Annotated in this window: 12 protein-coding genes; 8 read left to right on the forward strand and 4 right to left on the reverse strand. The window is 69.9% G+C overall.

From position 1 onward, the window contains the following. Positions 1 to 7 precede the first annotated feature (7 nt). The 5 genes from ligA (at position 8) to ACZ3IC_RS21725 (ending at position 6,349) form a co-directional block, all read left to right on the forward strand. Complete coding sequence (gene ligA, locus ACZ3IC_RS21705; RefSeq protein WP_467418277.1) at positions 8 to 2,116, forward strand: NAD-dependent DNA ligase LigA; 2,109 nt, start codon at positions 8 to 10, stop codon at positions 2,114 to 2,116. A 157-nt stretch (positions 2,117 to 2,273) separates the two neighbouring features. Continuing rightward, positions 2,274 to 3,110: a rod shape-determining protein gene (locus ACZ3IC_RS21710; protein ID WP_467418278.1), complete on the forward strand. Its 837-nt coding sequence runs from the start codon at positions 2,274 to 2,276 to the stop codon at positions 3,108 to 3,110. A 116-nt stretch (positions 3,111 to 3,226) separates the two neighbouring features. Then, a complete protein-coding gene (locus tag ACZ3IC_RS21715; protein WP_467418279.1) occupies positions 3,227 to 3,790 on the forward strand; it encodes a hypothetical protein in 564 nt (187 codons plus the stop codon). Between the two features lie 30 nt (positions 3,791 to 3,820). After that, positions 3,821 to 6,124 carry a protein translocase subunit SecD gene (gene secD / locus ACZ3IC_RS21720; protein ID WP_467418281.1) on the forward strand — a complete coding sequence of 768 codons (2,304 nt, stop codon included), beginning with the start codon at positions 3,821 to 3,823 and terminating at the stop codon, positions 6,122 to 6,124. A gap of 63 nt (positions 6,125 to 6,187) precedes the next feature. Further along, positions 6,188 to 6,349 carry a hypothetical protein gene (locus tag ACZ3IC_RS21725; protein ID WP_467418282.1) on the forward strand — a complete coding sequence of 54 codons (162 nt, stop codon included), beginning with the start codon at positions 6,188 to 6,190 and terminating at the stop codon, positions 6,347 to 6,349. Positions 6,350 to 6,421: 72 nt separating this feature from the next. Here ACZ3IC_RS21725 and ACZ3IC_RS21730 read toward each other — a convergent pair whose 3' ends face one another. After that, positions 6,422 to 7,249: a helix-turn-helix domain-containing protein gene (locus ACZ3IC_RS21730; protein ID WP_467418283.1), complete on the reverse strand. Its 828-nt coding sequence runs from the start codon at positions 7,247 to 7,249 to the stop codon at positions 6,422 to 6,424. A 102-nt stretch (positions 7,250 to 7,351) separates the two neighbouring features. Between ACZ3IC_RS21730 and ACZ3IC_RS21735 the strand changes: the two genes are divergently transcribed. The 3 genes from ACZ3IC_RS21735 to ACZ3IC_RS21745 all read left to right on the forward strand — a co-directional run bounded on the left by ACZ3IC_RS21735 (position 7,352) and on the right by ACZ3IC_RS21745 (position 10,410). Beyond that, entirely contained in the window at positions 7,352 to 7,657 is a 306-nt protein-coding gene (locus ACZ3IC_RS21735) for a 4a-hydroxytetrahydrobiopterin dehydratase (RefSeq protein WP_467418284.1), read from the forward strand. 239 nt (positions 7,658 to 7,896) lie between these two features. Then, positions 7,897 to 8,823 (forward strand): class I SAM-dependent methyltransferase, encoded by a 927-nt coding sequence (locus ACZ3IC_RS21740; RefSeq protein ID WP_467418285.1) that lies wholly within the window; start codon positions 7,897 to 7,899, stop codon positions 8,821 to 8,823. Between the two features lie 1,002 nt (positions 8,824 to 9,825). Further along, on the forward strand, positions 9,826 to 10,410 hold the full coding sequence (locus tag ACZ3IC_RS21745; RefSeq protein ID WP_467418287.1) for a hypothetical protein: 585 nt from the start codon (positions 9,826 to 9,828) through the stop codon (positions 10,408 to 10,410). 402 nt (positions 10,411 to 10,812) lie between these two features. Here the strand turns inward: ACZ3IC_RS21745 and ACZ3IC_RS21750 are convergent, their stop codons facing one another. The 3 genes from ACZ3IC_RS21750 to ACZ3IC_RS21760 all read right to left on the reverse strand — a co-directional run bounded on the left by ACZ3IC_RS21750 (position 10,813) and on the right by ACZ3IC_RS21760 (position 14,894). Further along, the gene (locus tag ACZ3IC_RS21750) at positions 10,813 to 11,649 is read right to left on the reverse strand and encodes an aldo/keto reductase (RefSeq protein ID WP_467418288.1); all 837 of its coding nucleotides are present in this window, start codon (positions 11,647 to 11,649) and stop codon (positions 10,813 to 10,815) included. A 184-nt stretch (positions 11,650 to 11,833) separates the two neighbouring features. After that, positions 11,834 to 13,633 carry an AMP-dependent synthetase/ligase gene (locus ACZ3IC_RS21755; protein ID WP_467418381.1) on the reverse strand — a complete coding sequence of 600 codons (1,800 nt, stop codon included), beginning with the start codon at positions 13,631 to 13,633 and terminating at the stop codon, positions 11,834 to 11,836. 358 nt (positions 13,634 to 13,991) lie between these two features. Further along, positions 13,992 to 14,894 (reverse strand): LysR substrate-binding domain-containing protein, encoded by a 903-nt coding sequence (locus ACZ3IC_RS21760; protein ID WP_467418289.1) that lies wholly within the window; start codon positions 14,892 to 14,894, stop codon positions 13,992 to 13,994. Between the last annotated feature and the right edge of the window lie 79 nt (positions 14,895 to 14,973).

Consider the following 14,973-nt stretch of genomic DNA (forward strand, 5'->3'; position numbering starts at 1 on the left):
CGGCAGGATGGGAGCCATGACGAACTCAGCTGTTGTGCTCGCCGATACCGCCGCCTACGCCGCCGCGGTCGAAGAAGCGTCGCAGGCCGCCGCCGCGTACTACGCCACAGGCGAGAGCACGCTCGACGACGATGCGTACGACCGGCTGGTGCGGGGGATTGCCGCATATGAACAGGAGCACCCGCAGGAGGTACTGGCCGCCTCGCCGACCGGCAAGGTGGCGGGTGGTGCCGCAAGCGGGGACGTGCCGCACACGGTGCCGATGCTGTCTCTGGACAACGTCTTCTCGGCCGAGCAGTTCGCGACGTGGACGGCGTCGCTGGCGCGGCGGATCGGCAGACCCGTCGCCGCGTGGAGCGTGGAGCCGAAGCTCGACGGCCTGGCTGTCGCCGCCCGTTACCGTGCGGGCCGTCTCGATCAGCTGATCACCCGGGGCGACGGCACCGCGGGCGAGGACGTCTCGCATGCGATCGGCACCGTGGTCGGACTCCCTGAGCAGCTCGCCGAGCCGGTGACGATCGAGATGCGCGGCGAGATCCTCATGACGACCGAGCAATTCGAAAAGGCCAACACCGTACGCACCGAGCACGGCGGCGCCCCTTTCGCCAACCCGAGGAACGGCGCGGCGGGCACACTCCGCGCCAAGGACCGCGCGTACACGGTGGAGATGACTTTCTTCGCCTACGGTGCCCTGCCGCTGCCCGAGTCCGGAGAGCTGGCCGACACGCTCGCCGAACTTCCGCACAGCGAGGTCCTGGAGTACGTCGCCGGGCTCGGCGTGCACACCGCGGCGGACACGGATGTGGCACCGCGCACCGTCACCACCGTCGAGGAGGTGCAGGCCAGGGTCGAGGAAGTCGCGGCCCTGCGCGCCTCGTTGCCGTTCGGTATCGACGGCATCGTGATCAAGGCCGATCTCGCGGCCGACCAGCGCGAGGCCGGTTCCGGGAGCAGGGCGCCGCGCTGGGCCATCGCCTACAAGCTCCCGGCCGTCGAGAAGGTCACCCGGCTCCTCGGCGTCGAATGGAACGTGGGCAGGACTGGCATCATCGCGCCGCGCGCCGTACTGGAACCGGTCGAGATCGACGGCTCGACCGTCAGCTACGCCACGCTGCACAACCCGGCCGACATCACCCGCCGCGATCTGCGCCTGGGCGACCGGGTGATGGTCTACAAGGCGGGCGACATCATCCCCCGTATCGAGGCGCCCGTCGCTCATCTGCGGACGGGTGACGAGCAGCCCATAGTCTTCCCCGAGGCCTGCCCGCAGTGCGGCTGCGAGATCGACACCAGCGAGCAGCGCTGGCGCTGTGTCCGGGGCCGTGACTGCCGTCTCGTCGCCTCCATTTCGTACGCGGCGGGCCGCGATCAGCTCGACATCGAGGGACTCGGCGCCACCCGGGTCGTCCAGCTCGTCGACGCCGGCCTGGTGGCCGACTTCGCCGACCTGTTCACCCTCGACCGGGAGCAGCTGCTCGGCCTGGAGCGGATGGGCGAGACCAGCACCGACAACCTCCTGGCCGCGATCGAAACGGCACGGATCCAGCCGCTCTCCCGGGTCTTCTGCGCGCTCGGGGTACGCGGCACCGGGCGCTCCATGTCACGGCGGATCGCCCGGTACTTCGCGGACATGGACCGGATCAGGGCCGCCGACGCCGAGGAACTCCAGCGGGTCGACGGCATCGGCAAGGAGAAGGCCGCCGCCGTCGTCGCGGAGCTGGTGGAGCTGGCCCCGCTGATCGAGAAGCTGGTGGCCGCCGGGGTCAACATGACGGAGCCCGGCGCGACGCCGCCGCCCGAGCCGGGAGAGGAGGGCACACAATCGGCCGCAGCGAACGGGGAGGGGGCCGCCGGCCTGCCGCTCGACGGAATGACCGTGGTGGTCACCGGCGCCATGACCGGAGTCCTGGAAAAGCTCTCCCGGAATCAGATGAACGAACTGATCGAGCGAGCCGGCGGGAAGTCCTCGTCCAGCGTCTCCAAGCGCACCACACTCCTGGTCGCCGGGGAGAAGGCCGGTTCCAAGCGCACCAAGGCAGAGGGCCTCGGTGTTCGGATCGCCGCACCGGACGAGTTCGCCGAACTGATCGCCGGGTTCCTGCCGTCGGAGGTGTGACGCCCGGCAAGGACCTCGCCGCGCCCGAGTCCTTGGATTTTGCACGGGAGTGGCTTTCTTTGCCTCCCTATTGCATAGTGAGGGCTCGGTCATGCCTCGCTATCAGCGGGTCAATGGGTGTGCGAACGGCTGCGGTGGCAGGCCGGGGGGAGGGGCGATGCGTTCGCTGCACGACGAACGGCGACTGGGTCGGTCCCTCCTCCAGGAGTGCCGGCAGCAGTTCCGGGGCGTCACTCGCGGCCTCGCCCTCGACCTCGGCAGTTCCCGGACCCGCGCCTGGACGCCCGGGCACGGAGTCATCGCCGACACCGACGCCTGCGGCGACTTCGGGGCCGAGCCCGGGCACGGCCGCCCGGTCCGGCGAGGGCGCATCGTCGACCCCGTGTCCTGCAGCCGGATGCTCGGCCGTATCGCCGATACGGCACTGGGCGAGGATCGTAGCGACACCGTGATCGTCCTCAGCCATCCCGTCCTCGCCGGTTCCGAGCACCGCGCCGCGGCGAGGGAACTGATTGCCGCACTCGGTCCGACCAGGGTCATCGCCCTGGACAGCGCGAGGGCCGCCGCCGCATACGCCGGACCGCAGGATGGCGGCCCGCTGCTCGTCCTCGACATCGGCGCCGAGCTGACCGAGGCGACTCTCCTCGTCGACGGACTGATCCGCGACGCCCGCCAGGCCGAGACGGGACTGAGCGACCTCGATCCCTCGGGGCCGCCCACCGCCGTTGTCCATGCCGTCCTGGACATGGTCATGGCGATGTGGAAGCAGGACCGGCACGGCGCAGTCCTGGGGGCCCTGCGCAAGGGTCCGTTGCTCGCCGGGGGCGGCGCCGCCCGCCCCGACATCACCGACCGGATCGCGGTTCGCCTCGGGGTTCCCGTACATCTCGCCGACGACCCGGCGACCACGGTCGTACGCGGTGCCGGGCTGATCCTCAGCTCCGTGCTCCGCCAGGCCGGTGCGGCACCGGCCCTGCCTGGCCGAGCGAGGTGACCCCCCTCCCGGGGCCGCCCCCGGGGAATGTGCCCCCGAGGGCACGGCCGGGCGCCCCGGCACACCGCGGACGTGCACAGGCGGCCCGACAGGTCTTCGTCACCATCCTTCTCGCCGTGTTCACCGTCGTCATCGGCGCCCCCGCAGCCGCCGGAGCCGTACTCCCCGCCCGGCCGTTCGCCGGTGTGCCGCCCTCCGCCGCGTCCTCACCCGGCGCCCATCAGCCCACCCCGCACACCGACCGGACCGCTCGCACGGGCACCGCCCACGACACCCGGCGCACCCGCACGGCCACGGCGACCGACCATCACCGGCCGACGCCGACGCCGACGACCCCACTTCAGCCCCGGGCCGGCGCCGACCACGCCCGCACCGCGCACCATCTGCCGCCGCCCGGTCCCGACTTCCTGCTGCCCGGCGCACCGGGCATCCGTGTGCCGCACCACACCCCTCAGCGGGCACCCGCCGCACCCCCTCCTGCCACCGACCGCTTCCGCGTCGCGCTCCCCGGCGTACGCGGGCCTCCGGGGACGGCCGTTCACCGGCCACCGGTCATGCCAACGGTCCGGCCACTGGTCCGGCCACTGGTCCGGCCACTGGTCCGGCGACCAGTCCGGCCGCCGCTGGTCCGGCCACCGGCCCCGTCCCACAGACCCGCCGTCCCGTCCTCGCCGAGGTGAGGGCGCCCGGCGCCCCCTCGGAGGAAACCCATGACTCGCGCCACCACGGTGCGAGCGGTTCTGGCTGCGGCCGTCCTGCTCGTCTCCGTGTTCATCACGTTGACCATGTCACCCAGACTCGGCCTCGACCTTCAGGGCGGCACCAGAATGGTGCTTCAGGCCAAGGACTCCGATACCGCGAAAGTCGACCGGGAGAGCACCGACCGCACCATGGAGGTGCTCCGTCAGCGCATCGACTCCCTCGGCGTCGCCGAACCCACCCTGACTCGCTCCGGCGAGGACCGGATCATCGTCGAACTCCCCGACGTCCAGGACCCGCGCAAGGCCGCCGAAGTCATCGGCAAAACCGCCCAGCTCAGCTTCCACGCCGTCCAGGGCCCCGCCACACAGAACGACGACAGGACCGGCAACGGGCCGACGCTCCCCGACGAACAGGGCCGCTCCCTCGACCTCGGCCCGGCCCGGCTCTCCGGCGCAGGCGTCAAGGACGCCACTGCCGTGTTCGACGCCCAGCAGGGCGCCGGCTGGACCGTCTCCCTCGATTTCCACAAGGAGGCGGGCCGGGACTGGACCCGGCTGACCGGCGAAGCCGCCTGCCACCCGGTCCAGGACGACCGGCGACGCGTCGCCATCGTCCTCGACGAGCAGATCATCTCCTCGCCGCAAGTCTCGCCCTCGGTGGGCTGCAACGTCGGCCTGCCGTCCGGCTCCACCCAGATCACCGGCTCCTTCAGCGCCGACGAGGCCCAGGAACTGGCCCTGCTCATCAAGGGAGGCGCCCTGCCGCTCCCTGTCGAGATCATCGAACAGCGGACAGTCGGCCCGACGCTCGGTGCCGCCGCCATTGACGCCAGCGTCCAGGCCGCACTCATCGGCGCCGCAGCCACCGCGCTCTTCATCACCGTTGTCTACCGGCTCTTCGGCGCGCTCGCCGCCGTCGCGCTCGCCGCCTACGGACTGATCTCGTACTCGGCCCTGGTCGCCCTCGGCGTCACCCTCACCCTGCCCGGCCTCGCCGGATTCGTCCTGGCCATCGGGATGGCGGTCGACGCCAACGTGCTGGTCTTCGAACGGGCCAGAGAGGAACAAGCGCAGCACCCGGACCGCTCGCTGCGTTCCTCGCTGACCGCCGGATTCCGTAATGCCTGGAGCGCCGTCGCCGACTCCAACGTCACCACGCTGATCGCGGCCGGGCTGCTCTTCTTCCTCGGCTCCGGACCGGTGAAGGGCTTCGGTGTCACGCTCGCCATCGGTGTGCTTGCCTCGATGTTCTCCGCGCTCGTCATCGCCCGCGCACTCACCGAGATCGCCGCAAGCTCCCGATTCGTCAGCGACTACCGGGGCGTCAACGGCATCGCCGCCCCCGGCCGGGTACGCACCTGGCTGACCCGCCGAGACCCCCAGTTGATGCGGTCCCCGCGCCGCTGGCTGCTGATCTCCACGGCACTGATCGCCGTCGCGGTCCTCGGCATCGTCGTACGCGGGGTCAACCTGGGCGTCGAATTCACCGGCGGCCGACTCGTCGAGTACTCGACCAGCCGGCCCGTCGACGTGGAGCAAGCCCGCACCGTCCTGGCCGACGCGGGCTTCGACGACGTCGAGGTCACCACGGCGGGCGAGGGCGACCTCTCCGTGCGTACCGGAGAACTCGACAACGACGGCGAACACGCCATGCGTGCCGCGCTCGCGGAGGAGGGCGGCAAAACCACCAAGGTCCGCGACGAACTCATCGGCCCCAGCCTCGGCGAGGAGCTCCGGCGCAACGCCCTGATCGCGCTCGGCATCGCCGTCCTCGTACAACTGGCATATCTGGCGATCCGGTTCCGCTGGACGTTCGCCGTGGCCTCGGTCGGGGCACTGGTCCACGACGTCATCATTCTGGTCGGTGCGTTCGCCTGGCTCGGACGCCCCGTCGACGACACCTTCCTGGCCGCACTTCTCACCGTCATCGGATACTCCGTCAACGACTCGGTGGTCGTCTTCGACCGGGTACGGGAACTGTGGGCGAAGGCCCGTCGCGTACCCTTTGCCACGGTTGCCAACCGGGCCGTTCTCCAGACCATCCCCAGAACGGTCAACACCGGATTGGGAGCCCTCTTCATCCTCACCGCACTCGCCGTGCTGGGCGGCGACTCCCTCGTGGACTTCGCGCTCGCCCTGCTCATCGGCATCTGCGTCGGTACGTACTCCTCGGTGATGACCGCCGTACCGGCCGCGCTCCTCCTGGAGCGGAGCAGCAAGGCCCCGCCGCCCGCCCGGAAGCGGGCCCCCCGACGCCGGTCCGGTACGAAGGCGGCGCGCCGGGATCCGCTCGACAACGGAGCACGCGTATAGCCGCTCCGGAACGCACAACGCCCCCGCCCTTGGAACCCAGGCGTCCTTCCGGGCGGGGGCGGTGTGACCACCACCGGCATCCTCTCCGACAGCCGGTTCGCCGGCGGAGGCGGCAGCGAAGCCGGACGACGGGTGCTCTCGGCCGCTGCCATGATGACCGGCGCGCCCGTCGGGGCCATGGCCGTGCTGCACGGCACCCGAGAGTTCCCCTGCTGCTCGTCGTAGCGCTCCTGGCCGCCGTGACCACGGCCGCGATCGTCCTGGCGCGCGCCGACGCCCCCTGGGGCCGACCGATCGTCAGGAAGTGAGGGACCGCAGATGGTCGGCGGTGACCCGGTCGGCGGGCAGGAACGTCTCGATGGCCAGCTCGGCCACCGTCACATCCATCGGAGTATTGAACGTCGCGATGGAGGAGACGAACGAGAGCACCTGCCCTCCGTGCTCGATCAGCAGGGGCAACGCGAAGGGCAGGGGCGACGCGGGCTCGGCCCCATCGGCGTCCCCGTCGCCGCTCCCGCCGCTTTCCGCATTTTCCGGTACGGGGTAGCCGGCGACCTCCTCGTACAGCTCACGCAACTCCGCCGACCGGGCCAGAGCGATCTGGCGCTTCATCTGCGCCAGCAGATCGGCCCGCCACTCCCGGAGATTGCGGATGCGCGGGGCCAGGCCCTCCGGATGGAGGGTGAGCCGCATAACGTTCAGGGGCGGGGTCAGCAGATGCCCGGCCACGTCCTCCAGCAGCATCGCGATACCCCGATTGGCCGCCACCACGTTGTACGTACCGTCGACGACGAGCGCCGGATACGGGTCGTACCCCTGGAGCAGCTGATCCATCCCCTCGCGCAGCGTGCCCAGCGCCGGGTCGTCGAGCGAGGTCTGTGCGTAGTGGGGCGCGTAACCGGCGACCACCAGCAGGGCGTTGCGTTCCCTGACCGGGATGTCGAGATGCTCGGCCAGCCGCAGGATCATGTCCTCGCTGGGGCGGGAACGGCCCGTCTCGATGAAGGAAATGTGCCGGGCCGAGGAATCGGCGCGGAGCGCCAGCTCCAGCTGACTGATCCGACGTTGCTCCCGCCAGCTGCGCAGCAGCGGCCCTACCCCCGTGTCAAGCGCGACAGTTGTCATACCCAGACCGTAACGTCACCGGCACCGCCGACCGGCACCGCCGACCGGCACCGCCGACCGGCACCGCCGACCGGCACCGATCGCTCGTGAGGGAGTCGCAGTATGCCCGCCGCACCGTTGTCGCAGAAAGAGATCGAGGAACGTCTGGGTGACCTGCCCGGCTGGTCGCTGGACGGAGACCGGATCACCTGCACCTACCGGCTCCACACGCACTTCGCCGCCGTCGGTCTGACCGTGCATGTCGCCCAGATCCAGGACGAACTGAACCACCACTCCGATCTGACACTCGGATACAACACGGTCACCCTGTCCGTGAACACCCACGATGCGGGTGGCGTGGTCACCGAAAGCGATCTGAACCTGGCCGCGCGGGTGGTGGCGATCGCCGCCGGGCACGGCGTGCGGTAGCCCGGAGGGGCGGACACGCCGCCGAACGCCGGGCCGGACGTCCGGGCCGGACGTCCGGCGCGGGTGTCGGCGCGGGCGGGCGGCGCAGGCGGGCGTCGCGCGTCGAGCCGCGTCGCGCGTCGCCGATGCGCGACGACATGTCACACCGCGGCGCGAACCGTGGAGGCGTGGCCGGAGCGAGGATTGCCGAACCAGCAACAAAGCTTGCCGAAGGGTTGGAGTGCGGTAAGGCTTTCCCTATGAGTCAGCACACCGAACACGGTCATCAGCACGACACACATGGTCGTCACCACAACGACACTCACGTTCATCACCACGACACCACCGACTTGGACTGGGACGTCATGGGCCTGATGCTGGAGCAGAACGCCGAGCTCAGCCGCCCGCAGTACGAGGAGGCGGCCCGTTGGATCGCCGCTCTGCCCATGACTTCGAAGGTGCGCAGGATTCTCGATATCGGCTGCGGACCCGGCGTGGTCGCCTGTCTGCTCGCCGAGGTGTTCCCCGAGGCGGAAGTCGTCGCCGCCGACGGCGCCCCGGCTCTTCTGGAGCGCACCCGGGCCCGCGCGCAGCGGCTCGGTCTCGGTGACCGGGTCCGTACACAGCAGGCCGACTTCCCCGACGACTTCGCCGAACTGGGCGAGGCCGATCTGATCTGGGTGGGCAACGCCCTGCATCACGTGGGTGACCAGCGCGCCGCCCTCGCAGGGTTCGCCGCACTGCTGCGCCCCGGTGGGATCGTCGCCCTGGTCGAGGGCGGTCTGCCGCCGCGCCAGCTCCCGCGCGACATCGGCATGGGGCGGCCCGGACTGGAGGCCAGGATCGACGCGATTATTGCCGACTGGTTCGAGGACATGCGGGCGTCACTGCCCGACACCAAGCGGGAGACCGAGGACTGGAGCGCCCTATTCACCGCTGTGGGGCTGGACCCGCAAGGCACCCGCAGCTTTCTGCTCGACCTTCCGGCGCCGCTCTCCGACCCGGCCCGCGACCATGTCATCGCCGAGTTCGCCCGTCGGCGCGAGATGCTCGAGGAGTCCCTGGCGTCCGAAGACCTCGTCGTGCTCGACCGGCTGCTCGACCCCGAAGACCCGGCCGGACTGCGCCGCCGCCCCGATGTCTTCCTGCTCATGGCACGAACGGTGCATCTGGCCCGACGGGGCTGACCTGATCCGACCTTTGTTGAGCTGCTGGGGTCCCGGGCCACGGGACCGGGCAGGCCGGCGCGCGGAGACCGAAGGGTGGGGGGCGAACGCGTGGGGTGAGTCCCTGAACCGGCCTGCCCGCAGCCAAGAGCTCGGGCTGACCGTACTCGCGGGCCGCAGGGCGGTGATGACCAGGCAACGGTGACAGCACGGCACCGCTCTCACCCACCTGCGCCGCACTCCTGCGCGATCACCTCACCGAGCAGCCTCAAGCCCTCGTCCAGGAGCGTGTCCGGGATGGCCGGCGGCGGCAGAACCGCAGTACGTCGCCGTAGCTTCCCGCAGCAGGTCCTGCCTGTGGCAGCTCCGGGCGATACGGGCTGTCAGTTGGGGTGCAGGCCACGCCGATCCGTCCGGTTCCACCAGTTCGCCGACGGTCGTCGCTCCCCGGTCGCGTACGTCCCCGATCTGCGGATGCGCGGCCTGCAGGCCTGCACGAATCGGCCCTCCTGCCCGGGGCCCGGGCACTGCGCACCCGAGGCAGGGACGCGCAGACGGTCCATCACGTCAGGGAAGGCAGCACGCGGCGTCGGCCCGACCGGGGGTGAGAGTGAACGCCAGGGGCCGCCGACGGGCGTCAGTCGTGATGCGGATCTCCGCGGTCCATTGTCGTACGGCCCGTCATCGCAGGTCAGATTAGGTGCGGCCGTGGATGACGGGCGCTCAGGGCGGTGGTGAGAATCCTCGGCCGGGGCCGTGTCAATCAAGACACGCTGCCGCTAGGGGTGAGCGGGTTTCGAGAAGTCGCCTGGACAGGCTAACGACAGATCAATGCCCCTGCATTCAGGGGCAGTTGGAAGCTTGTCGGATTATCGGGAAATAGCATACGGCGTACTTTATGTACCTCGATCGGAGCTTCGGCGTCGGCCTTCAACGTGTCCGATATGACAGGTATGGGGACCGTCAGTACGTTCAATCACGGGCCTGCTGCTCAGCCGGCCACTCTGAGACAGGAGAAGTGACATGGTTACCCGATCCAACGTCGTTACCGCCGCCATCGCGGCTGCGGCGGCCCTGGCTGCCACTGGCATCACCTACGCCTCGGCCGCCACCACCGAGCCGCCCCAGGCGGCCCCCGTCGTCCAGCAGGCAGTCGCCCCCGTCTCGGCCCTCGAGGGCGGCGACGCCGGCAAGGGCGACGAGGGCAAGGGCGACGAGGGCTACGACAAGGGCAACGACAAGGGCTACGACAAGGGCTACGACAAGGGCAACGACAAGGACTACGACAAGCACTACGACAAGGGCCGGATCCACATCAACGAGCGCACGTACCCCGCCGAAGAGGGCGGCTGCATCACCGTGGTCAGTGGCCTCGGCTCCAAGAGCCTCAACATCCGCAACGACAGCCGCAAGACCGTTGAGGTCTTCCGTGGGGCGACCTGCGACAACGGCGCCCCCATCGCCACCGTCGGGCCTCACAGCTCCGGCGACGGCGTGCACCCGGGCCGTGTCAAGGGCGGTGTGAAGGTCCGCAACGGAGTCGTGGGCAGCTTCCGGGTGATCGACCACCACTACGACGACTACAACGGCGGCGGCAAGGGCCACTGACGAGTCACCCGATTGACACAGAACCCCGGCCCGCCGGAATCGGGCCGGGGTTCCAGTCTGGACACCTCTGCCAGGCCATATTAAAGCCGGATGGCGACACACTGCCAGCCCGGCTGGAACGGCCGCGCCGTACGCGGCCTCCGAGCCCTTGGCAGACCCCGGCGACCGGGGCGGCAGAACGTGGCGTCGGCGCGGCAGACGCCGTCCACATCCCGGTCGGCCGGGAACCCGGACACCCCTGGGCATCGGGGGTGTCAGACACCGGCTCCAACTGCCACCACTGGCCGGGGGAGTCGGTGTCCTGCCCCGCTCATGTTCCGGTTCCTTCCTGCGCAGCAGACCGCCGCCCGGCTCGGCAGCCGGGCAGCGGTCAGTGTGCTTTCAACGGCGCAGCGGCGTGGCTCAGGCGCCGAGGTTGAACTCGCCGGGGTTCGGGCCGAGGCGCTTGCCCTCGTCCAGTGCGGCGAACGCGGCCAGGTCGTCGGCGTCCAGCTCGAAGCCGAACACATCGATGTTCTCCACGATCCGGGACGGCGTCACGGACTTCGGAATCGCCACATTGCCGGTCTGGATGTGCCAGCGGAGCACCACCTGGGCGGGGGTGCGGCCGTGCTTCTGCGCGATCGCGACGACCGCCGGGACCTCCAGGAGGCCACGGCCCTGGCCCAGCGGAGACCAGGCCTCGGTCGCGATGCCGTGCTTGGCGTGGAAGGCGCGCGACTTCGCCTGCTGGAGCTGCGGGTGGAGCTCGATCTGGTTGATCACCGGGACCACGGAGGTCTCGCCGAGCAGGCGCTCCAGGTGCTCGGGGAGGAAGTTCGACACACCGATGGCCTTCGCGCGGCCGTCGGAATAGATCTTCTCGAAGGCCTTGTACGTGTCGATGTACGCGTCCTTGGCCGGCACGGGCCAGTGGATCAGATACAGATCGACATAGTCCAGACCCAGCTTGTCGAGCGAGGTGTCGAAGGCGCGCAGGGTGGAGTCGTAGCCCTGCTCCGTGTTCCACAGCTTCGTGGTGACGAAGAGCTCTTCTCGGGGGACGCCGGAGGCGGCGACGGCCTTGCCGGTGCCCTCCTCGTTCTCGTACATCGCGGCGGTGTCGATGCTTCGGTACCCGGACTCGATGGCTGTCGCGACCGTTTTCGCCGCTTCGCCGTTCGGTATATCCCAGACACCGAAACCGAGCTGCGGCATCTGGACGCCGTTATTGAGAGTGATGGAAGGGACCTTGCTCACGAGCGGTCGATCCTTGCGTCGTCGGTTGGTTCGTCGTGGGCAACGATCAACGGGCTCGATGCATTCCCTGTAAGCCCGGTGTTCGGCACCTTCTCATCGCCCGCCGGGATCGACACAGAACCGGCTCGGCACTGCTCCGGCCAGGGTCTCGCCCGTCGGCCACACCCGACAGGCCGGCCGTGCCTCAGTGGTACAGCGCGTCGACCTCCACCGCGTACGCCATCTCGATCGCCTTGCGCTTCAGCTTCAGCGACGGGGTGAGCAGACCGTGCTCCTCGCTGAACGGATGCGCCAGGATCCGGAACGTACGGATGGACTCGGCCTTCGACACCGCCGTATTGGCGGCCACCACCGCCCGTCGGACCTCCATCTCCAGGGCCGGATCCCGCACCAGATCCTGCGGCCTCATCGGGGGCCGCCCCTGCATGGAGAGCCAGTGGTCCACCGACTCCTGGTCGACTGTGACCAGCGCCGCGATGTACGGCCGGTCGTTGCCGACCACGATGCACTGGGCGACCAACGGATGCGCCCGCACCCGCTCCTCCAGACCGGCCGGCGACACACTCTTGCCGCCCGACGTCACCAGGATCTCCTTCTTCCGTCCGGTGATCGTCAGATAACCGTCCTCGTCGAGCGCCCCCAGGTCCCCGGTGGCCAGCCAGCCGTCGCGCAGCACCGCGTCGGTGGCCTTCGGGTCGCCGAGATAGCCCGCGAACACATTGTCGCCGTGCACCCACACCTCGCCGTCCTCGGCGATGTGCACGGTCGTGCCGGGAATCGGCTGCCCGACCGTGCCGTAGCGAGTGCGCTCCGGGGGATTGGCGGTGGCCGCCGCGGTCGACTCGGTCAGCCCGTACCCCTCGTACACCGTGACGCCCGCGCCCTCGAAGAACAGCCCGAGCTGCCGCTCCATCCCCGAACCACCGGACATGGCGTGCCGGATCCGGCCACCCATCGCCTCGCGCACCTTCTTGTACACGACCTTGTCGAAGAACTGGTGCTGCATCCGCAGCCCGGCTGACGGCCCGGGACCGGTCCCGAACGCCCGCGCCTCCATCGCCTCGGCGTACTTCACCGCGACGTCCACGGCCTTGTCGAACGGCCCGACCCGGCCCTCCGCCTCGGCCTTGCGCCGGGCAGCGTCGAAGACCTTCTCGAAGATGTGCGGCACCGCCAGGATGAACGTCGGCCGGAAAGTCACCAGGTCCGGCATCAGCGCCTTCGCCGACAGCTCCGGCTGATGGCCCAGCTTCACCCGGCCGCGGACCGCCGCGATCTCGACCATCCGGCCGAAGACATGCGCCAAGGGCAGGAAGAGCAGGGTCGCCGCCTCGTCGCCCGGCTTGGAGTGGAAGACCGACTTCCAGCGGGCGGCCATGGTGTCCGTCTCGAACATGAAGTTGGCATGCGTGATGACACAGCCCTTGGGGCGTCCTGTCGTCCCCGAGGTGTAGATGACGGTCGCCACCGACTCGGGCGTCACCGCGCGCCGGTGGCGGTGCACCACCTCGTCCTTGACCTCGGCGCCCGCGTCGACCAGTTCGGTCACCGCGTCGGCGTCCAGCTGCCAGAGCCGATTGATCCGGGGCAGCCGGTCGATCACCGACGCCAGCGTCATCGCATGGTCCTCGTGCTCGACCATGACGGCGGAGACATCGGCATCGTGCAGCATCCAGAGGACCTGCTCGGCCGAGGACGTCGGATAGACCGGCACGGACTGGGCGCCGATCGTCCACAGTGCGAAGTCGAAGAGCGTCCACTCGTAGCGTGTACGCGACATCAGGCCCACCCGGTCGCCGAATCTGACGCCGTGCGCGATCAGACCCTTGGCGAGCGCCAGCACCTCGTCGCGGAACGCTGCCGCCGTGATATCCCGCCAGCGTCCGCTCGCGTCTTTTCGGCCGAGCGCGACCCGGTGCGGATCTTCCTCGGCGTAGTCGAACACCACATCTGCCAGCCCGCCTACGAGGGGCGCGGCCGCCATGGGTGGGACAGTGAACTCGCGCAATGAACTGCTCCTTGTGGCGCTCCGCACAGCGCCGTGACGCTACCCCACCGGACGGCGCGGAGGGAGGGCCCCGTACCGGTGGACAACGTGGCATATGCATAGGTCAGCCACCGAAATCCGGCCAGATAGGCAAGGCTCGGGCGCGGTTCCGACCACGGAGTAAGCGGCCGGCACCGGAATCTCCACCGAATCTGTACGCCGCGGTCACTCCCGTTCCGGGCGGGTACCGGCAGGTGCGCAGGGATTGGTCAGCCGGTGGGTCCGCACATACCCGACCCGGCCGGGGCGGGTGCGGGACCGTGGCTGCCGTTCACCTCCCCGTACCGGCGTGCGTTCATGTGCCGTCCCGGCCACTGATCGAACCGATCGTGCCGACACCGCGGCTCAGCCGGTCGCCGCCCGCCAGGATCGCTGCCGCCAGGGCGCCCGCGGCCTCCTGCGCACCGTCCCGGCGGCGGCCGTGCAACAGGACGAAATCCACATCGCCCAGCTCCGGCAGCCCCGCTCTGGCCGGCACCGGCACCAGCCCCGGCGGGATCAGCCCACGGCTGTGAGCCATCACGCCCAGGCCCGCATGGGCCGCCGCGATCAGGCCGCTGAGGCTGGTGCTCGTACACGCGACCCGCCAGGGTCGGCCGTGCTCCTCCAAGACTTCCAGGGCACGGGCCCGGGTGATGCCCGGCGGCGGAAAGAGGATCAGCGGAACCGGTCGGTCCGGGTCGATCCGCAGATGCGGTGCGCCGATCCAGGTCAGCGTGTCCTGCCAGACCAGCTCTCCGAGCGTGTCACCGGCGCGCCGCTTGGCGAGCACCAGATCGAGCCTGCCTGCGGTCAGGCGCTGGTGCAGCGTCCCGGACAGCTCCACCGTCAGCTCCAGCTCGACCTCCGGGTGGTCGCGACGGAACGCCTCCAGGATCTCCGGCAGCCGGGTCAGCACGAAGTCCTCGGAGGCCCCGAACCGCAGCCGTCCGCGCAGCCGGGTGCCGGTGAAGAACGCCGAGGCCCGCTCGTGGGCCTCGAGTATCGTCCGGGCGAAACCGAGCATTGCCTCGCCGTCCACGGTGAGATCGACCCGGTGCGTGTCCCGGGTGAACAACTGCCGCCCCGTCGCATCCTCCAGGCGCCGCACATGCTGACTCACCGTGGACTGCCGTACCCCCAGCCGTCGGGCCGCCTGGGTGAAGCTCAATGTCTGGGCGACGGCGAGAAAGGTACGCAGCTGCGCGGGGTCGTACATGACCGCAGGATATCGCGAATCATGATGACAGTGAGAGCGGTGTACCGGATTCCCGATCGCCTTGATCAGGAGCAGCATG

The sequence above is a fragment of the Streptomyces sp. NPDC002958 genome (assembly GCF_055563255.1).